This window comes from Marivita sp. (assembly GCF_048006345.1).
In the GTDB taxonomy this organism is placed as follows: domain Bacteria; phylum Pseudomonadota; class Alphaproteobacteria; order Rhodobacterales; family Rhodobacteraceae; genus Marivita.
In genome coordinates, this window is sequence record NZ_CP180351.1 from 2510241 (window position 1) to 2528850 (window position 18610).

Sequence of the window (18610 nt, forward strand, 5' to 3'; positions counted from 1 at the left end):
GATGGCCTGAACATGTCGCGGCGTATCCGCCGCACACCATATACCGATCGCGTCGAACAAGCGGGCGTGCGCGGTTTTTCCGTTGTCAATCACATGCTTCTACCCAAGGCGTTTCAGCCATCAGTCGAAGAAGACTACTGGCACCTGCGAGAGCACGTCCAAATTTGGGACGTCTCCTGCCAGCGTCAGGTCCAGATCACCGGACCGGATGCCGCAATGCTTTTGCAATGGATGACGCCCCGCAATATCGCACGCGCAAAGGTCGGAGATTGTTTCTATATCCCGATCATCGACGCAAAGGCGGGTATGATCAACGATCCAGTCATGCTGAAGCTGGCCGAGGATCGTTTCTGGCTGTCCATCGCCGACAGTGATGTGTTGCTCTATGCGATGGGCCTGGCTTTGGGGCGGGGCTTGGAAGTCGAAGTCAGTGAGCCTGACGTCTCGCCGCTGGCCATCCAAGGCCCCAAGGCCGAAAACGTGGTGGCAGAGCTTTTCGGGGACCACATCCGCGACATCGGCTTTTTCAAATTCGGCTGGGTCGATTTTCAGGGCACCCGGCAACTGATCGCCCGTTCCGGCTATTCGCGGCAGGGCGGCTTTGAGATTTACTTGAACGGTGGCCACCTTGGCTCAGCCCTCTGGGATGCCGTTTGGGAGGCAGGTCAGGCGCATGATATCAGCCCCGGTTGCCCAAACCTGATCGAACGGATCGAAGGCGGCCTGTTGTCTTACGGCAATGAATTCACGCGAGAAAATAATCCGTTCGAAATCGGGCATGGAAAGTTCTGCGTGGTCGACGGTTCAATCGACTATATTGGTAGGGCCGCACTTCAACAGATCGCGACGGCGGGGCCGACCCGTGAAATCCGCGGTGTGGCGTTTGACGGCGGTCCCTGCCCTACCTGTTCAAAACCCTGGGCCGTCATGGTGGAAGATGTCCGCGTCGGTCAGGTGACCTCCGCCATTTGGTCCCCACGCCTCAAGCGAAATGTCGGCCAATCACTGATCGACCGTGGGTACTGGGATGCGGGACAGGAAGTCGAAGTCCACTCTCAGGATGGAATGGTTCGATCGGGAGAGGTTTCGCTGCTTCCCTTTGCCTGATCGTTGGCTGCGTCCTGAAGGGCGTCCCATGTTCTTGCAGGCAATTCCACGGTGACGCGGCCCTTCCGTTGCATGGCCTCGCGTTCGCCGCAAACCTCGACACGGTCGAAGCCTTCAGCCGGCGGGCAGTTTCGAAGCTCCGAGAGGATCGCTTCGGCAGCGCGCTGCATAGGCCCCGCATCCCGGTATCGCGCGGTGTCCACCACAAGGATGAATGTATTGCATTCAACCCGTGCCGGTCCCAGCATCGCATCGCAGATAAGTTCGCCCATGGTGGCAAGACCATAACCCAGCGCGCCACCCTTGGGCAGGATGGCACCGCCATCAAAGTAATCTGCTGGGTCGGTTGTCGGGCTGCCGTCCCGATCAAGAACCGAACCTTCCGGCAGGGTTGCCCCGGCGCGCCGTGCTGCGTAAATCCACCCGCCCGCAATCTGTCCCGTCGCGCAATCCAGCACCACCGGCCCATTCGTGCCGCCCGGAATGCCCAGACACCACGGATTTGTCGGCAAGACCGCCTTTCGGCCGCCATGTGGTGCTACCATGCGCCACCGCTCACGCGCACCTCCGCCGCAGGCGATGAACAGACAGCCCGCCTGCGCCGCATGTTCTGCAAAAGCCCCCAATCGCCCCGTGTGTCCGGTATTGCGTACAGCCACAGCGGCAACTCCGAAGTCGCGCGCGGCGCGTATCCCGGCCTCCGTCGCAACCGCCAAAGCAAGAATGCCAATCCCGCCGCGCCCATCGACATGTACGGTTGCCCCCGGCCCCATGTTCACTTCCGGCGCGACATTTGCGGCCAGATACCCCCGTCTGAATTCATCCCGGTATTGAAGCGCCCGCATGAGTCCGTGGGATTCGACACCGCAAAGCTCTGCATCCGTCAGATGATCCGCTATCGCTTCGGCACGTTCCGTGTCGCAGCCACCCGACAACAAAATCTGGATCGCACAGGCACGGGCCTGAGCGACCGGCACAGACACACGATCCTCGGTCAAACGAAGCTTGCTCAAGCGTAGCGCTCCGCGACGTCTGCGTGCTGCACAGCTTCCAGGTCCTCGATTGTGTGGTGACATCTGATTCCATGGCCGTCCGCGCGGTAACGCCAGGGCGGCGCATCGCTATCGCAGATCGGCCCGATTTTGCGCGGGCACCGGCGTTGAAACGGACAGCCCCTTGCCGGCGGCGACAACTCGACCACGTCATCCGCGCTGAGAGTTGGGGCAGTGTCCGGGTCAGGTTCCAGAACAGCGCCAAGCAGAACTTCGGTATACGGGTGCGACGGTGTGGCGTAGACGTCAGCTGACGGTCCCAACTCGCACAGACGCCCCTGATAAAGCACTGCAACACGATCTGACAATGCCCGTACAACGGCGAGGTCATGGCTCACGAACACGTATGTGGTGCCCTGCGTCGACTTGAGATCGTTCAACAGATCAAGAACCGCCGCTTGTACGGAGACATCCAGAGCCGACGTGACCTCGTCACACAGCACGAGATCGGGATCGGCGGCAAACGCACGCGCGATGGCGACACGCTGCTTTTCACCGCCCGAAAGTTGACTGGGCAAGCGGTCCAGATAATGCGCGCCCAGTCGCACCCGCTCCAGAATTTCGGCGGACCGTTTATATAGAGCGTCGCCGCTCAGACCGAAATACAGCTTCAGGGGTTGTTCGAGAATTTGCGCGATGGTCTGGCGCGGATTGAGACTGTCGTCCGGGTTTTGAAATATCAGCTGTATCCTACGCAGATGATCCGGGCTGCGCTGCTCCACTTCGGGGGCCAACGCCTCGACGCCCGCAAACGTAATCTTGCCGTCCGACGGCGGCAGCAAGCCTGCAACTGCCTTCAGGATGGTCGATTTGCCCGAACCGCTTTCCCCGACAAGGCCCAGCGTTTCTCCTTTGGCTACGGTGATTTCGATACCATCGACCGTGGCAACCGAAGCGCTGTCACGTCCCAGCAGTTTGTCCAGCAATCGGGGCCGATTGTAGCGGATCGCCACGTTATCAAGCCGCAAAGCCGGAATGGCGTCGCTGTCCAGTTTTGCCGGCATCGCGCCGCTGCCCGTCAAAGAAAGTTCTTCGGCATGTTCGTGGCGGAAGCACCGGACTGACTCACCGCTCGGCAAGAGCTCCAGAACAGGCCGACGGCTGCGACATTGATCCTGCGCCAAGGCACAGCGGTCGACGAAAGAACACCCCTGACCTGCGCCACCCGGCGCGGGCGGACGGCCATCCAACGCCACAGGAAGACGCGGATCGCTCAGCCGTGGGATCGAGGCCAGCAAGCCGCGCGCATATGGATGCACAGGAGCCTTGAGAACCTGACGCGTGGAGCCATCGAGCACAACCTCACCGGCATACATCACCACGACACGGTCACAGACACGCGCAATCGCACCCAGATCATGGCTGACATAAACCATGGCCATGTCCCGGTCGCGCGCAATGTCGCGCAGCAACTCGAGGATATGGGCCTGCGTCGTCACATCGAGACCGGTCGTCGGCTCATCGAGCAAGAGCGCTGTCGGCTCGCCAGCCAAGGCCATTGCGATTGCGGCGCGCTGCTGTTGCCCGCCAGACAACTCATGCGGAAAGCGGGTCATAATCGCGGCAGGATCAGGCAGCCTGACCTGGCCCAGGAGTTCGATTGCCTTTGCGGAAAACTCGGACTGCGGCACACCCGAATGCAGACGCAGCGCTTCAATCAACTGTGCACCGATCCGCAAGGTCGGCGTCAGGGACTGGCCCGAGTTCTGCGGAATCAACGCAAGTTCACCACCGCGTATTTTCTCAAGCTCGGTGCGCGAGCGGGCGAACATGTCCTGCCCCTGGAAAGCGACGGACCCCTCAAGCAGGCGTAATCCGCGTTTCAAGTAACCCATGGCCGCCAGAGCCAGCGTCGACTTCCCCGAACCGCTCTCACCCACGATACCGATGGTTTCGCCTGTCTTTACGGTCAGGTCGATGTCCCGCAGGACCGGTAGGATCGCCCCCGACTTGCCCGTGAATCCAACGGAGATATTGCGGATCTCGATCAGCGGCGCGCTCATACCGGAGCCTTCTGCGCACGGTCGATGCCAAGCGCTTTCGCGAGAGCATCCGCCGTCAGGTTGATCCCGATGATAAGCGACGACAGAGCGATCACAGGTCCCAGCACACCCCAAGGGGCAAAAGACATAAATCCGCGCGCGTCCGCGATCATCAGACCCCAATCCGGCGTCGGTGGAGAGACCCCAAATCCGAGGAAGGACAGCGATGAAAACGCCAGCAACATCCACAACCAACGCATCGCACCTTCGACCATAAGCGTGTCCAGAACATTGGGCAGCAATTCACGGCGGATGATCGTCAGACGGCTATGCCCGCGTGCCCGAGCAGCTGAAACAAAGTCGCGCGCCACCACATCATGTGTGGCAGCCCGGGCAATCCGGATCACAGGAATTCCGTAGAAGAAGGCAAGCGTCGGGATCAGCACTTCGATGCCGGTGCCGAAAGTCACGATCAGCACCAGCATTTTCAGAATCCATGGCAGCGAAAGAAAGGCGTCAACCACGCGCATCAGCACTTCATCCACACGCCCGCCGACCAGTCCGAACAAAATACCCACGAACCCACCCCAAGTGACGGCGATCGGCGTGGCAATCCCAGTCACCAGAAGGGCTTCGCGTCCGCCCAGCAAGACACGTGAGAAAACATCGCGGCCCAAGTGATCGGTGCCCAGCCAATGGGCCGCATCGGGCCCCGTCAGCATCAACGTCGAATTCATCGCCTTGTAGTCATAGGGAACAACCCAGGGGCTGACGATGGCCAGAACCACGTGGAACACCACAAGAAACAGTCCGATTGCACCAGAGGGACGCGATATCACATCCCTTAAGACCGACATCGCCCGGTTCCATGGAGTGTTCTGCGGAGGGTTTGATGCCAGGGTCATCCGCGCCTCATGTGCAATGTACGCAGGCGAGGGTTGGCGAACATTGTCAGGATATCCGCCGACAGGTTCACACAGACGTACACCGTGGCGACAATCAAAGCGATGGCCTGAACAACGGGCAAATCCCGATCCGAGATGGCGTCGATCATCATCCGCCCCAATCCAGGATAATTGAACACGACCTCGATCACGACGACGCCGCCCAATAGCCATGCAATCGTCAGCGCAACGACATTGATCGCGGGCAGTAGGGCGTTGGGCAAAGCGTGCCGGAATACAATCCGCCAATATGGTACGCCCTTGAGAGTCGCCATCTGGATATAATCACCCGCCATGACCTCGATCACCGAGGATCGGACCATGCGCAGAATATGCGCTGTCATCACCATGGTCAGGACCAGAACCGGCAACATGATTTCAGGGAAAAACTCGGCTGCGGGCGCGCTTGCGGATGTCAGCACGATCCCGGGCAACCAACCCAGCCAAACCGAAAACACAAGGATCAGAACCGTGGCCGACACAAATTCGGGGATCGTCATTGCGAAAATCGTCAGCGTGGACAAGATCAGATCCACCGGACGGTCACGCCACAACCCGGTGACCACTCCAAGGAAGATTGCCAACGGCACACCCAATGCAAGCGAACACGCCGCCAGCAACAACGAGTTGGCCAGGCGATCACCAACCAGTTCGGCAATGCTTTTTTGTCCGTTGGCCGAAACACCCAGATCGCCGCGGATAGCACTGGTCGCCCAGTCAAGGTAACGTTCGACTGCGGGACGGTTCAAACCCTGTGCCTCGCGGCAGTTTTCAAGCAACTTGCCCTGCGCTTCGCGTTCTAGAAACGCCGTGCAGGCATCCCCGGGCAGCATTTCCACGCCTGCGAAAATGATCATCGAGACGATTACAACCGTAGTCGCACCGAGAAACATACGTCGCAAAAGCATACGAAGCATGGATCACCACCCGTTCATGAGGGACCAAAGGGCGCGGGACAATGCGCGCGCCCTTCTCCTTTTCCGTACCTGATCGCGGTTTTAGTCGACCGTGATCTTGTGCCAGCGCACCGCGTCGTTCTTGACTTCGTCAAGATTGGACACCCGCGAAGACACGCCCACGAGCCTCGTCACTGTATAAGGGATCAAGGTACCGGACGTCTCGAGCAAGTGCTCCTGGGCCGCAACATAGATCGCCTTGCGCTTTTCGAAATCCAGCTCGCGACGTGCTTCGGCGAGCAGGGCGTCAAACTCTTCGTCCTTGTAGTAACTTTCGTTCCACTTGGCGTTCGACAGGTAAATCTCGTGAAGCGCCTGATCAGCGGGACGTTCGTTCCAGCGCGTTGCTGCCACGTCCTTTTTCATCCACACTTCGGACCAATATCCATCCGTCGGTGCCTGCACCACATTCACCCGAATGCCCGCAGCGGCAGCCTGTTCCTGATAGGCCACGGCAAGCGTGGGCCATGTGGGTTCAAGCGTCGCGACATGCACGTCGATGTCGATACCGTCGGGATATCCGGCTTCGGCAAGCAATTCCTTAGCCTTTTCAATGTCCTGCGGACAGCTCAGATCGGCGCGATACTGGTCATTCGGCTCGACAGGTGTGTCGCAAGCCACGATGCCTTCACCCCCCAGCACAAGCGCCACCAATTCTTCGCGATCAGCAGCCATGCGAACTGCCTGACGCACGCGGATATCGCTGAACGGTTCCACGTCGGTGCGGAACACAAGACCGCGCCAGTTGCCGGTTGGGATCACTTGAACATAGAACTTGTCAGACCCTTGCAGCATGACCTGTTGCTGTGCCGTGATACCACGCTCCATGTCGATCTGGCCGCCCAGAAGCGCCTGCAAACGGGCCTGTCCATCCGCGATGCCGATCACTTCCATGCGGGCCACACCGGGCGCACCTTCCCAGTAGTCGGGATTGGCGACCAGAACTGTGGTGCCTTCGGCGTCGAATGTTTCGACCTTGAAAGGTCCGGTGCCGTTGCCTGTGGTCGCAATCGTATCGCCCGACCCTTCGTTCAGCATTCGCAGACGGTAATCCATCAATTGCAACGGCATGTCGGCAAATGGTGTATCCAGCGTGATCTGGACGGTCATTTCGTCCAGCGCCTTTACCTCTGTGATCATCTTGACCGCCGAGCGCGCCGGGCTGTCGCTTTCAGGATCAAGCACACGGTTGAGCGAGTAGACTACGTCAGCGGCCTCAAAGGTCGAGCCGTCGTGGAACGTCACGCCGTCACGCAGCTTGAAAGTCCAGACTGTTGCATCCTCGTTGGACTCCCAGCTTGTCGCGAGATCGGCCTCTGGCTTGCCATCAAGACCCGGACGCACAAGACGGCTCATGATCTTTTCGGTGATCTGGAAAACCCGACCTTTCGATATCGGGTCGAGGCTCGATTGCGCACCAAATCCAAGCTCGTGGGCCTGACGGAACGTACCGCTCGGCTCGGCTGATGCCAGTCCGGCCAATAGCGCCGCCGCGGACACCATTGTGATCAGTTTTTTCATGTGTCTTCCTCCCATGTCCCGGAGCGATTATTGCGCTCTCGTTTTGACAAGATGTTCCTCCCCGCACGCGCAAATCGACAAACACAAAATCTGCTACTGATAGATATGAAAAACCTTATCCATCATCGATTTCCGGTCGTGGACCTGGCTCCATAGTTTCCCTTTGACAGTCAAAGAACAAATACAGTTCTTTGAGGTGTCCATTTGGAAAGAGCATGTAAGAAGCCACCATGAACGCGATCAACATCACCGCCATAGGTGGCGGTGGATTCACCCATGACACCTTTCCAGCGCTCGACGAATTCTGCTTGAATCAGGCGGGCAAGGAAGACGTTCGGCTGGGCTTCATTGGCGCGGCAAGCAACGATGATCCGATCAAGATCGACCGGTTTCATGCCCGTTTCGACGGTCTAACCGCCCGGCATGTCCATCTGCCGATGACAATGGACGCGCAGACTCTGGAAAATCAGCTCAACGTGCTCGACATGGTCTATGTCGGCGGCGGCGATACCGAAGCCATGGTTGATCTGTGGCGTCGAAAGGGCTGGGAGCGCGTTCTGTGCGATGCAGCCCAACAGGGACTGGCGATTGCCGGAGTGAGCGCCGGTGCGGTGTGTTGGTTCGACCGATTCCTGTTTCACTCGGGAAGCGGACCGATGCGTCCGTTGCAGGGTCTGGGACTGATCAAGGGAGGTGCCTGCCCGCATTACTCCACCGAAACAGTCCGCCATGCAGCGCTGCATGACGCCGTGTCGCGCGGCACCATGCCGGACACCATTGCCATGGATGACGGGGTGGCTGTTGTGTTCGACGCGTCCGGCCCAGTCGCAACTTTCAGCGCCGAACCAGAGGCATCTGCCTTTCACGTCCGGCGAACAGAAGCGGGAGATGTAACCAAGACCCGTCTATTCTTGTGACGCACCGGCCTGATCGAGAAGCCACTTTATGACGGACGAGACTTCTGCCGTGCGCTCGCTGCCGGGCTTGGCCAGAAGGTAAAACGACCGCTTGGGCTTTAGTTCGACATCGAAAGGCTTGATCAGCGCACCAGAATTCAACTCCCTGTTCAAAAAGGGAAATATCCCCAGAGAGACTCCCTGGCCCTCAAGTGCTGCCTGCATCACGGTATTCGTGTCCGTTATGATGACTTCTTCTTTCAACTCGAGACCAGAACACCCTATCATCCCTAGCCATGCAGCCCACTCGGAACGATCGCGTTGGTGAATGACCGGATAGTTCGCAAGGTCCTCGACACGGCTTAACCCGCCCCTCTCGGCCAAAAGCGCTTCGCTCACAACGGGTGCATAGGTGATGTCCAACAGATGCATGCTGTCCAGCCCGGCCCAGTTCCCCTCGCCCCAATCCACAGCAAGATGTGCCCCCATCATGACCGCATCCGTGATCCGCGGACTATCTTGCAGGATCAGGTCGATATTGGGCAGGTCGCGGCGGAACCGGGCTAGCCGCGGCACCATCCAGCGGGTCCCAAAGATCGGCCCAACCGCAAGGGTGACTGTCTTGCGGGTGCTCTGACCACGCATTTCGATCTCTGCGCGGATGTCGTCGAACGCCTTGGTCAGCACACGGCTCAATGATCGCCCCTCGTCGGTTAGAACCACCGCGCGGGTCTTTCGGATGAACAGCTGGCAGCGCCAGTCTCTTTCAAGTTCGCGGATCTGGTTGCTGACAGTGGTCGCGCTCACGCAAAGCTCATCGGCAGCGTCCTTGAAGCTGAGACGGCGCGCTGCGACCTCGAACGTGCGCAGTGCGGTCAGTGGAAGTTTGCGTGGCGTCCGGCCCATTTCGCCCCATCCCATAGCGACAGTTTTCTTTATTCATGCCACGCAGACAAGTTGCTTGTCCAATGTCTCGGCGAAGGCGAGGTTGGTGCGAAAACGGTGGATGGAGATCCATGGATCATTCAGCTCATATCGCATCGCGCCGCCGTTCTGGAGGGCGACGAAAAGCCGGCGAGTTGCAAGATGCACAAGCCGTCCCGCGTGACGCACCGGTTGCCGGCCGCCTCAACCCGCTCAGCGATGAGGCGCTGGCACAAATCCACGCGGCTTCCTTGGAAATCCTTGACCGGGTCGGCATCAGCGATGCGCCGCCAATCGTGGTAAACGCGATCACGGCGCGGGGTGGCAGGCTTTCCGATGATGGGCGGCTTGTGTTCCCTGAACACCTTGTCATCGACGCACTTGCCGGGTTCCGGCGCAGATTTCGACTTTTTGGCCGGTCTAAGGGTCATGAGTTGGACCTAACAGGCGCTAAAGTCCACGCGGGGTCCGGCGGAGCGTCGCCGCATATTGTGGATCTTGCGGACGGCAGCTATCGCGCCGCGACCCTGTCAGATCTCTATGATGCCGCAAGGCTTGTGGATACACTCGAGCATGTGCGCTTCTTTTCGCGCTCAATGATCGCCGGCGATATGCCTACCGCTCATGCGCTGGATATCAATACAGCCTTCGCCTCTTTGGCGGGGACCTCGAAACACGTCATGGTCAGCGCCAGCAATCCGGCACATGTCTATGACATTGCGCAGATGTGCTATGCTGTCGCCGGGTCCGAGACGGCCTTTCGCGCAGAACCGTTTCTGTCGCTCAACATCAATCACGCGGTGCCGCCATTGCGTTTTGATGCCGACGCCTGTGAGGTGATGGCCGCCGCTGTGCGGTCCGGCATCCCGGTGATGGTCAACACATTCGGACAGATGGGCGCATCGAGCCCGGTGACCATTGCGGGCTGTCTCGCGCAGACCAATGCCGAAACACTCGCGGGGATGGTGTTTGCGTGGACATTGGACCCCGAGGCGCGTGCGGTTTACGGCGCGCGGCCCATGGTGACAGATCTGCGGTCGGGCGGCATGGCGGGCGGCGGTGGCGAACAAGCTGTGCTGACCGCTGCTGCTACACAATTGGCCCGCTTCTATGATCTGCCCAATTCGACCATAGCCGGGGCCACAGACAGCAAGCTTGCCGATGCACAATCCGGCTTTGAAAAAGCGCTTTCGGTGACGTTGGCGGCGCAGGCCGGGGCCAATCTCATCACGCAGGCGGCAGGCACCCAGGCGGGGCTGATGGCCACCTCGCTTGAGGCCTATGTCATCGACAATGACATGCTGGGTGCAATTCTGAGATCTGCGTTTCCCATCGAGGTCAACAACGCAACTCTCGCCGTCGATGTGATCGCCCAAACCGTCCGTGGCGAGGGACACTATCTGGGCCACGCAGACACATTTGCGCGCATGAAAACCGATTTTGTCTACCCAGCCCACGCCGACCGGCAAGCACCCGAAGCCTGGCTTTCTAGCGGTGCGCCAAACATCAACAACTCGGCACGCAGGACCGTATCGGACACGCTCGCCCGCCATTTTCCACGACACCTGAGCACGGATATCGAAAAAGACCTGCGGGCGCGTTTCGATATCCGCTTGCCTGCCGAAAGGATGACAGCCTCATGAAAATCGCGGTGATCGGCGCAGGTGCCATGGGATCAATCTATGCCGCGCTGATGGCAGACGCGGGCCACGAGGTCTGGGCGGTAGATACCTGGCGCGACCATGTGGATGCGATCAACGCACATGGTCTGCGGGTCGAGGGGGCCAGCGGCGACAGGACAGTCCGAACAGTGCGGGCCACCACCCGGATCGCGGATGTCGGACAGTGCGATCTGTGTATCCTTGCCACCAAAGCCTCTGGTGTGGGCCCGGCCGCGCAAGCTGCGGCGCCTGTGATCGGGCCGGATGCCATGGTTTTGACCATTCAGAACGGTCTTGGCGCAGGCGAAAGGATCGCCGCGCATATGCCCTCGCGCAATGTGCTTCTTGGTGTCGCAGATGGCTTTGGGGCTTCGATGAAAGGCCTCGGGCACGCCCATCACAACAGCATGAAACTGATCCGGATCGGAGAGTTGGGCGGTGGGATCACGGACCGTTTGAAGCGCGTGGAGGCGCTTTGGCAAGAAGCTGGTTTCAACGCGCGGGCGTTCGAGAACATCACCCAGCTGATCTGGGAGAAATTCCTGTGCAACGTCACTTTCAGCGCCCCCTGCACAACCTTCAACGTCACGGTCGGTGAGTTGATGGCCCACTCCGATCACTGGCAGATTGCCCTTGGCGCCATGCTTGAAGCGCATAATATCGCTTGCGCTAAAGGTGTGCCGCTGTCGTTTGATGACCCTGTCGCCTATGTCACCGCGTTCGGCGAGGGCATGCCGAATGCGCGCCCGTCCATGTTGCTGGATCACATGGCACGCCGCGCGTCGGAACTGGACGCAATCAATGGTATTGTCCCGGTCATGGGTCGCGAAATGGGGATTTCTACGCCGTATAATGACACGCTGACCGCCGTTTTACGTCAGCGAGAAGCAGAATTCGAGAGGGAAGGCGCATGAACATCGGCTCGTTTCTGCATCATGGCCAGGCGCAATATGGTGTCTTCAATGATGATACCGTCACCCCGGCCAGCGACGCGCTGCGTGCGATCTATCCGACGCTCCGCGATCTGCTGGAGGCGGACCACAACTGCGACGCCCTGAACGGCGCGGGAAACCTTGCGGCCACACTGCCCGTTGCAGACATTGTGTTCCAAACACCAATTCCAAACGCGCAAAAAATCATCTGCGTTGGGATGAACTATCCCAAACCCTACCCGGTTGACGGCGTGGCCCCGCCAAACCCGGAGAACATTATCCTCTTCGGCAAGGAACGCGAAGCCCTTGTCGGGCATGAAAGACCGCTAGAAACTCCGCAGGGCCAAGCGGCAGATAGTTTCGACTACGAAGGGGAAATCGCTGCCATCATCGGCAAGCCCGCGCGACACGTGACGCCCGAGCAGGCGATGGAGCATGTTCTGGGGTACGCGCCGTTCAACGATGGCTCCGTGCGCGACTGGCAAAGACATTCGATATACGCGGGCAAGAATTTTGCCAATTCAGGGTCATGGGGCCCCTGGATCACCATTGCAGATGCGCTGCCGCCGATTACGGACTTGCACCTGACTGTCTCGCTTAACGGCGAGCTCATGCAATCCGCCTTCGGGCACGAGATGATCTTCACCCTCCCCCAGCAAATCGCATACGCGTCGTCCCTGTTCACCTTGCGCCCCGGTGACGTGATCGCAACTGGATCGCCAGACGGCACCGGCGGTAGTCGAACGCCAAAGCGTTTCCTGAAACCGAAGGATATCGTGAGCGTCACTATTCAAGGAATCGGAACCCTTTCTAACACCGTCTCCTCGGGGTCATGAAACAATTTGGGGGTGTCACGCAGCTTCTTTTTGATGTTCTTGATGCGCACCGATTGACCTACCATCGAGAGTAGCGGCGCTGACAGCAGCTACGTGTAGTAGTTCCCTGAAATTGGTCCGTTGGATCGTTTAGCTTTGAATTCCTTGTCATTTTTGATGATCAGCGCAACTCGGTCACGCAAGCCCCGCCGAGAAATCCAGTGGAAAAGCGTCTAAACTCCCCGACTGCTTACGATGGCTTTCACCTTGCGTTGTTTCCGTTGCACCGGGCAACAGCCAAACAGCAAATCCTGACCCAAGCCTCTCGGCTTTTGGCTGCAAATCCTTGGGGGTATTCAAGCCTAGCATACCAACTGAAGTGTGGAGCAGCATCGGTCCACTGTCTTTGTCTGTTCATCGGCTTTACTAATTGGTCAAAATCGGTTCGCCTTATAGGGCGAGAGGTCGAGATTTGTTCTGGTTCCGGTGGCAAGATCAGCCACGATCTGTCCTGTCTTGGGGGCCATCATCAGGCCCCAGTGACTGTGGCCAAAAGCGGTGATCAGGTCGGGAAATCCGTCGATTTCGCCGATACACGGCAGGCTGTCAGGCAGGCTTGGGCGTTGACCGGACCACGTTGTATAGGCTTCGGTGTTCAGCCTTGGCGAAAGTCTTCCTGCCAATGTGACAAGACCGTCGCTGCGCCGTTCCGAGGCTGCCGCATCCAGCCCACCGAATTCCGCCGTGCCCGCCACACGAACGCCATCCTGCATCGATGACGCCACGAATTTCATGTCCACATCCATGATCGAGTGATTGAGCGTGATCCCCGGCGCGGTGAAATTCACATGATACCCGCGCTCGGATTCCAATGGGATGCGGACACCCAAAGGTTTCAAGAGTTCGGCGGACCAGACGCCCATCGCCAAGACAAGCTTTGGCGTGGTGTATTCCCCGTGCTCGGTCACATAGCGCCAGCCGCCTTCCTCCAGCGGGGCAATGCTCTGGACCGTGGCGCGCTCTATCTCGCCACCCATCTTCTGGAACTTGTCCGTCAAAACCTGCCCGATGCGCCCCGGTGATAGGGCACGGGCCTGGCCCTTGATCACGATCGCAGATTTGAAATCGGTTGACAGGTCGGGCTCCAATTCCCGAAGACGACGCGCGTCGGCGCGTTCGAGATCGGCTCCGGCGGCCAGACGCAATTCGTTGTCCAATGTGTCGAGGCGTGCGCCCTCTGCATCGCGATAGGCATGGATATAGTAACTGTCGCGAACAAGGTCCTCATGTCCCGTGCCGCGGAGGTGATGCCGGTACAGAGTGACGCAATCCCGGTTGAGGATGTCCATGGCCGCCGAAATCTCGCGCACGCGCGCTTCGGTGCCATTTGCCAGAAACTTCAGTCCCCAACTTGTCAGTCGAGGCAGATAACTCGGGCGGACAGAGACCGGACCCAACGGATCAATCAACCAGCCGGGGATTTTCTTCCAGACGCCCGGCATGGCTTGCGGCACGATGGACCACGGCGAGATCACTCCGGCATTTCCGAACGAGGTTTCCTGTCCCGGATCACCTCGGTCGATCAGGCGCACTGCGGCACCACGTTCAAGCAACGAGAGACCGGTGCAAATGCCGATGATCCCAGCGCCTAAGACAGTGACTTGCGGGGCCATTGGATCAGACCGGCTGGGCAAGGCGTTTGCGCTGGATCAGCTGGCTGATGATCGCAGGGCTGGCAATGATCAATGCGGTGAGATCGGCCTGAAGCGATGGAGCAATGAAGACCAGACCGGCCATTGCCATGAGCCAACGGTACAGCGTACCCATCGGCGCGAGCCAATACCCCACCACCGCCGATGAGAGCGCGATCACTCCGGCAATGCAGCTTGCCGCCGTGTACGAGAATTCCCAAAGGTCGAACCCGGTAGACGACACGAAGAGCAGCACTGGCGCGTAGACAAACGCCATAGGGGCCACGACCTTCCCCAATCCAAGGGTGAACGCGGATATCCCCGTGCGGAATGGGTTGGAACCGGCAATCGCTGCGGCAGCATAGGCCGAGGTGCAGACTGGCGGCGTAATTTCGGCCACGACGCCGTAGTAGAGCACGAACATGTGGCTGGCGATGGGCGGGATGCCCAATTGTGCGAGGGCGGGCTGCGCAACGGAGACCAGCATGATGTAAAGCGCCGTTGTCGGCACGCCCGCGCCCATCAGAATACAGGCCAGCGCGATGAACACGAGGCTTATGAACAGCGTCAGATCGGCCACTGAGAACAGCTCCCACGTCCCAAAGGTAAAGAGCCAGTGAAGATCAGTCCCAAAGTTCGATGCCGCCTGTGTGACCATGAAACCCATGCGGAACCCCACACCAGTGGTGTTGATCACACCAATGACGATGCCCACAGCCGCCGACGCGGCCCCCACAGCCAACGCATATTTCACACCCGTTTCGAACGTGTCTGCCATTTCGGTCAGTGTGGTGCGTTGCTGCGGGTTGAACGTCGCGATCGCCGCCCCTGCAATCAGGATGGCTGACATCGTCAGGTCAAACCCTCCTCCTAGGTATTTCCAAACCACGAAGGCAATAAAAGCCGCGGAATAGATCAGCGTGATGGGTTCCTTGAACCGGGACATCCCCGCGACGATCGCCAGTGAGATGCCGCAAAACGCCGACATATAGGGCGTGTAACCGGAGAAAAGTACGACGAGCAGGCCAATCAATGGGACGATGTTGGCCCAGCCGTGGCTCCAGACTGCCTTGAGTTTCGGCAGCTTGTCAGCAGGAAGTCCTTTCAAGTTCAAACGGCGGGCCATCAAATGGACGACGGCGAACACGCCAACATAGTGTAGGAACGCCGGGAAGATCGCTGCGATCACGATAGTCGTATAGGGAAGTTCCAGAAACTCGGCCATGATAAAGGCCGCAGCCCCCATGATCGGCGGCGTGATTTGTCCTCCTGCCGATGCCGCCGCCTCAACGCCTCCTGCAAAATGACCTGGATAGCCAAGTCGCTTCATGTTCGGGATGGTCAGGGCCCCTGTAGACACGGTGTTGGCAACGGACGATCCCGAAATCGTGCCGAAAAAGGCTGAAGACACGACTGAAACCTTGGCTGGACCTCCGGTATAGCGACCAGCAAGGATCGTTGCGTTGTCGATGAACAACTGCCCCAGCCCGGTACGTTGGGCGATGACCCCGAACAACACAAAGTGGAAAACGATTGTAGAGACGACCCAAAGCGTGACGCCAAAGATGCCTTCGGCCGGGAAATACATCGAACTGACGAAGGTTCTGAAATTCACACCCGGATGCTGGAGAAGCCCCGGAAAAACCGGGCCAAATAGCGCGTAGGCGATGAATACGCAGATAATCATCGGCAGAATCCACCCAAGTGTGCGGCGCGCAATATCCAGCACCAACACGATCAGAATACAGCCGAACACCATATCGTAAGTGTTGGGATTGCCCATTCGGAACGTCTGTTCCTCGATCCCCAGCCATTCAATACCGCGCCATGCGAGCCCAAGATAGAGAGCTGCCGAGGTGCCGAGGACCATCAACAGAATGTCGATCAGCGGCACGCCTCCGATCCGGAATGGGCTGTTATGAAGATCGAACGCCGATTTGGTTTTGAACATCGGGAAGAGTGCATAGGTCAGTATGAACAATCCAGACAGGTGCCAGCCCATGTGCCAGAAATCTGTTGGCAGAGCGAACCCGGCGGTTAGATAGTGGTAAATTGCGAAGATGAGTGCGACGTAGCGCAGGAACTTTCCAAAGCCGGGTGAGACCTGCCGCGTTGCAGCGCCTTCGTCATATTTTTTCTCAATGTCAGCAAGGTCTTCGGCAGACAATTCGCGGCCATCTTTTTCAGGTGTTGCCGGGTTGGTCATGCGAAATTCCCTCGCGCTGTTGCTTAGTTGATGAAGCCGGAAAACGGTCGCCGGAGAACCGCATGGTCAATCATCGTTGCCAAGGTGATGATGTCGAAGACAGGCCGATCAAGCCGTGATTGCAGCGTGTGGGCGTAAGGTGGCAGGTCCGTGCATTCGAGTAGGATGGCCCCCACGTCGGGCGCACGCGCAACAAGCCTCTCGCCGGCGGCAAGCAGCTCGGCTTCAATCTTCTCAAGGTCCATGTCGTTGCGGCTATTGCGCAGGATGACGTCCGAAAATTCACTCCCATCCTGCATGCCCTCGACGACAAGCGGGGTGTTCTCCGCACCCACGGCTGATAGGTGACGGGGTGTCAGCAGATCGGCGGACGCCGTCAGCACGCCAACCGGGCGGTTCGTCATGCGATGGATCATCTCTGCCTGGATCAGCGACGAGACAAAGACCGGCACGTCGACTGCCGCTGCGATCTCATTCTGAAACAGCGCAAGAAATCCGCATGACCCAGTGATTGCTTTGACGCCGCTTTTCTCCAGACGTTGTGCAGCAGCGATCAACGGCGCAATCATGTCTGGCGATGGATTGTTCAACAAAACGGGTATGGTCAGTCCGGTAATGATCTCATAACTGGTCGTGAAAGGCAGACTTGATGGGTTCTTGATATGTCCGGGCGGCTTGGGGAAGTAGCTCTCCAGCGACAGAACGCCGATCGACACGCCGCAAATATTCTGTCCGCCTGAAACAACAGCCACGGTCGCCCTCCAAAGTATCGGAAAAGAGATGCGGGCAAGCAGACCCGATTGATCCGCCTGCCCGACTGAAAGGGTTACTGGAGCAACCCGGCTTCCTTATAGAACCGTTCAGCACCGGGGTGCAGTGGCACGCCCAACGCAGCAATCCCGTCGAGCGCGGTGTCCGGAGTAATCTGCTTGCCTTTGGCGTGACCATTGTCCAGCAGCGTCCGCGTGTTGTCGTTCCAGAGCGCTTTGGTGATGCCGTAAACGAGCTCTTCGCTTAGATCAGAGGAAACGACCAAGAGCGCCGATACGGCGGGCGTTCTGACATCATAGTCCACACCTTCGTAAACGCCCGCAGGGATCGTCGAGGGGATGTAGGCCGGGATCGTTTCATTGATGATGGCAAGGTCTTCATCGGAGAAACTGTGCAACTCCATACCTTTGGTGGTCGCCAATTGGACCATCGCCGATACCGGCCATCCTGCGGCGTAGAAATATGCGTCGATCTGACCGTCCGCCAGACGTTCTGCCGACTGGCTGTTGTTCAGTTCAGCCTCGTCGATATTGTCGCGGGTGATGCCCCATTTTTCGAGCATCTGTAGTACGGCAACCTGCGTACCGGAGCCTGCCTGCGCAATACCTACGCGCTTGCCTTCGAGATCGGCAAGGCTTTCGATTGACGTCCCTTTGGGCAGAACAAGGTGCAGATCTTCAGGGAACAGGTTGGCTACGATCCGCAGCTTGTCGTGGGGTTTGCCCTCAAACTTGTCCTCGCCAAGGTACATGGAGCGGGTGACATCGGCTGCGGCCATGCCGGCCTCAAGCTCACCGTTTTGGACGGCCGTGTTGTTGAACACCGAAGCTGTCGTCGATTGCGCAATCGCGATCAGGCCGGGAACGCCGCATTGACCACCTTCGTCGCAAGGACGCGATCCTGGAGGCGCGGAAATACCGTTGGCGATAGTTCCACCGATTGGGAAGTAAGTGCCACCAGCAGATCCGGTGCCGATCCGAAAGAATGTCGGATCCTGCGCCGCTGCGACGCCTGCAGTCAGCGCTGTTGCAATCGCTGCTGCAGTAATTTTCGTAAACAGTCCCATATTTTTCTCTCCCTGAAGTTAGCCCCGCACGACTTTTCAACCGCACGACGCAGTTATGGACTACTTCAATCTGACCGCACGACTCA

At 58.7% G+C, this 18610-nt stretch carries 15 protein-coding genes; 5 read left to right on the forward strand and 10 right to left on the reverse strand.

The annotated features are described in order from the left end of the window. Positions 1-12 precede the first annotated feature (12 nt). Entirely contained in the window at positions 13-1107 is a 1095-nt protein-coding gene (locus tag ACMVPR_RS12395; RefSeq protein WP_416883134.1) for a dimethylsulfoniopropionate demethylase, read from the forward strand. On the opposite strand, the gene ACMVPR_RS12400 is transcribed toward ACMVPR_RS12395, so the two are convergent. The 5 genes from ACMVPR_RS12400 to ACMVPR_RS12420 all read right to left on the reverse strand — a co-directional run bounded on the left by ACMVPR_RS12400 (position 1056) and on the right by ACMVPR_RS12420 (position 7562). Continuing rightward, positions 1056-2120 carry an Ldh family oxidoreductase gene (locus ACMVPR_RS12400; RefSeq protein ID WP_416883135.1) on the reverse strand — a complete coding sequence of 355 codons (1065 nt, stop codon included), beginning with the start codon at positions 2118-2120 and terminating at the stop codon, positions 1056-1058. The genes ACMVPR_RS12395 and ACMVPR_RS12400 overlap by 52 nt on opposite strands. Continuing rightward, a complete protein-coding gene (locus ACMVPR_RS12405; RefSeq protein WP_416883136.1) occupies positions 2117-4162 on the reverse strand; it encodes a dipeptide ABC transporter ATP-binding protein in 2046 nt (681 codons plus the stop codon). Before ACMVPR_RS12405 ends, ACMVPR_RS12400 begins: the two co-directional genes overlap by 4 nt. After that, complete coding sequence (locus tag ACMVPR_RS12410) at positions 4159-5046, reverse strand: ABC transporter permease (RefSeq protein WP_416883137.1); 888 nt, start codon at positions 5044-5046, stop codon at positions 4159-4161. The genes ACMVPR_RS12405 and ACMVPR_RS12410 overlap by 4 nt, the downstream gene beginning before the upstream one ends. Beyond that, positions 5043-6002: an ABC transporter permease gene (locus tag ACMVPR_RS12415; RefSeq protein ID WP_416883138.1), complete on the reverse strand. Its 960-nt coding sequence runs from the start codon at positions 6000-6002 to the stop codon at positions 5043-5045. Before ACMVPR_RS12415 ends, ACMVPR_RS12410 begins: the two co-directional genes overlap by 4 nt. A gap of 81 nt (positions 6003-6083) precedes the next feature. After that, the gene (locus tag ACMVPR_RS12420; RefSeq protein WP_416883139.1) at positions 6084-7562 is read right to left on the reverse strand and encodes an ABC transporter substrate-binding protein; all 1479 of its coding nucleotides are present in this window, start codon (positions 7560-7562) and stop codon (positions 6084-6086) included. Between the two features lie 230 nt (positions 7563-7792). On the opposite strand from ACMVPR_RS12420, the gene ACMVPR_RS12425 reads away from it, so the two are divergent. Further along, complete coding sequence (locus ACMVPR_RS12425) at positions 7793-8479, forward strand: Type 1 glutamine amidotransferase-like domain-containing protein (RefSeq protein ID WP_416883140.1); 687 nt, start codon at positions 7793-7795, stop codon at positions 8477-8479. Here the strand turns inward: ACMVPR_RS12425 and ACMVPR_RS12430 are convergent. Further along, the gene (locus ACMVPR_RS12430; protein WP_416883141.1) at positions 8468-9364 is read right to left on the reverse strand and encodes a LysR substrate-binding domain-containing protein; all 897 of its coding nucleotides are present in this window, start codon (positions 9362-9364) and stop codon (positions 8468-8470) included. The two genes, ACMVPR_RS12425 and ACMVPR_RS12430, sit on opposite strands and share 12 nt — an antisense overlap. A gap of 110 nt (positions 9365-9474) precedes the next feature. On the opposite strand from ACMVPR_RS12430, the gene ACMVPR_RS12435 reads away from it, so the two are divergent. Genes ACMVPR_RS12435 through ACMVPR_RS12445 form a run of 3 tightly spaced genes read left to right on the forward strand, consistent with a single transcriptional unit; the run spans position 9475 to position 12811 of the window. Further along, on the forward strand, positions 9475-11025 hold the full coding sequence (locus ACMVPR_RS12435; RefSeq protein WP_416883142.1) for a trimethylamine methyltransferase family protein: 1551 nt from the start codon (positions 9475-9477) through the stop codon (positions 11023-11025). After that, positions 11022-11957: a ketopantoate reductase family protein gene (locus ACMVPR_RS12440; protein WP_416883143.1), complete on the forward strand. Its 936-nt coding sequence runs from the start codon at positions 11022-11024 to the stop codon at positions 11955-11957. The genes ACMVPR_RS12435 and ACMVPR_RS12440 overlap by 4 nt, the downstream gene beginning before the upstream one ends. After that, a complete protein-coding gene (locus tag ACMVPR_RS12445; protein ID WP_416883144.1) occupies positions 11954-12811 on the forward strand; it encodes a fumarylacetoacetate hydrolase family protein in 858 nt (285 codons plus the stop codon). Before ACMVPR_RS12440 ends, ACMVPR_RS12445 begins: the two co-directional genes overlap by 4 nt. Before the next feature lie 413 nt (positions 12812-13224). Here ACMVPR_RS12445 and ACMVPR_RS12450 read toward each other — a convergent pair whose 3' ends face one another. From ACMVPR_RS12450 to ACMVPR_RS12465, 4 genes are all read right to left on the reverse strand, one after another. Next, the gene (locus ACMVPR_RS12450; RefSeq protein WP_416883145.1) at positions 13225-14463 is read right to left on the reverse strand and encodes an NAD(P)/FAD-dependent oxidoreductase; all 1239 of its coding nucleotides are present in this window, start codon (positions 14461-14463) and stop codon (positions 13225-13227) included. 4 nt (positions 14464-14467) lie between these two features. Next, a complete protein-coding gene (locus ACMVPR_RS12455; RefSeq protein ID WP_416883146.1) occupies positions 14468-16687 on the reverse strand; it encodes a TRAP transporter permease in 2220 nt (739 codons plus the stop codon). Between the two features lie 23 nt (positions 16688-16710). Further along, a complete protein-coding gene (locus ACMVPR_RS12460; protein WP_416883147.1) occupies positions 16711-17439 on the reverse strand; it encodes an aspartate/glutamate racemase family protein in 729 nt (242 codons plus the stop codon). Positions 17440-17513: 74 nt separating this feature from the next. Then, entirely contained in the window at positions 17514-18524 is a 1011-nt protein-coding gene (locus tag ACMVPR_RS12465) for a TAXI family TRAP transporter solute-binding subunit (RefSeq protein WP_416883148.1), read from the reverse strand. Positions 18525-18610: the final 86 nt, after the last annotated feature.

What these genes read in the sequence shown, in the direction of transcription:
- ACMVPR_RS12420 (WP_416883139.1), bottom strand. Translation starts at nt 7,562, where the DNA reads ATGAAAAAACTGATCACAATGGTGTCCGCGGCGGCGCTATTGGCCGGA.
- ACMVPR_RS12465 (WP_416883148.1), bottom strand. Translation starts at nt 18,524, where the DNA reads ATGGGACTGTTTACGAAAATTACTGCAGCAGCGATTGCAACAGCGCTG.
- ACMVPR_RS12410 (WP_416883137.1), bottom strand. Translation starts at nt 5,046, where the DNA reads ATGACCCTGGCATCAAACCCTCCGCAGAACACTCCATGGAACCGGGCG.
- ACMVPR_RS12415 (WP_416883138.1), bottom strand. Translation starts at nt 6,002, where the DNA reads ATGCTTCGTATGCTTTTGCGACGTATGTTTCTCGGTGCGACTACGGTT.
- ACMVPR_RS12455 (WP_416883146.1), bottom strand. Translation starts at nt 16,687, where the DNA reads ATGACCAACCCGGCAACACCTGAAAAAGATGGCCGCGAATTGTCTGCC.
- ACMVPR_RS12450 (WP_416883145.1), bottom strand. Translation starts at nt 14,463, where the DNA reads ATGGCCCCGCAAGTCACTGTCTTAGGCGCTGGGATCATCGGCATTTGC.
- ACMVPR_RS12445 (WP_416883144.1), top strand. Translation starts at nt 11,954, where the DNA reads ATGAACATCGGCTCGTTTCTGCATCATGGCCAGGCGCAATATGGTGTC.
- ACMVPR_RS12440 (WP_416883143.1), top strand. Translation starts at nt 11,022, where the DNA reads ATGAAAATCGCGGTGATCGGCGCAGGTGCCATGGGATCAATCTATGCC.
- ACMVPR_RS12425 (WP_416883140.1), top strand. Translation starts at nt 7,793, where the DNA reads ATGAACGCGATCAACATCACCGCCATAGGTGGCGGTGGATTCACCCAT.
- ACMVPR_RS12430 (WP_416883141.1), bottom strand. Translation starts at nt 9,364, where the DNA reads ATGGGCCGGACGCCACGCAAACTTCCACTGACCGCACTGCGCACGTTC.
- ACMVPR_RS12435 (WP_416883142.1), top strand. Translation starts at nt 9,475, where the DNA reads ATGGATCATTCAGCTCATATCGCATCGCGCCGCCGTTCTGGAGGGCGA.
- ACMVPR_RS12405 (WP_416883136.1), bottom strand. Translation starts at nt 4,162, where the DNA reads ATGAGCGCGCCGCTGATCGAGATCCGCAATATCTCCGTTGGATTCACG.
- ACMVPR_RS12395 (WP_416883134.1), top strand. Translation starts at nt 13, where the DNA reads ATGTCGCGGCGTATCCGCCGCACACCATATACCGATCGCGTCGAACAA.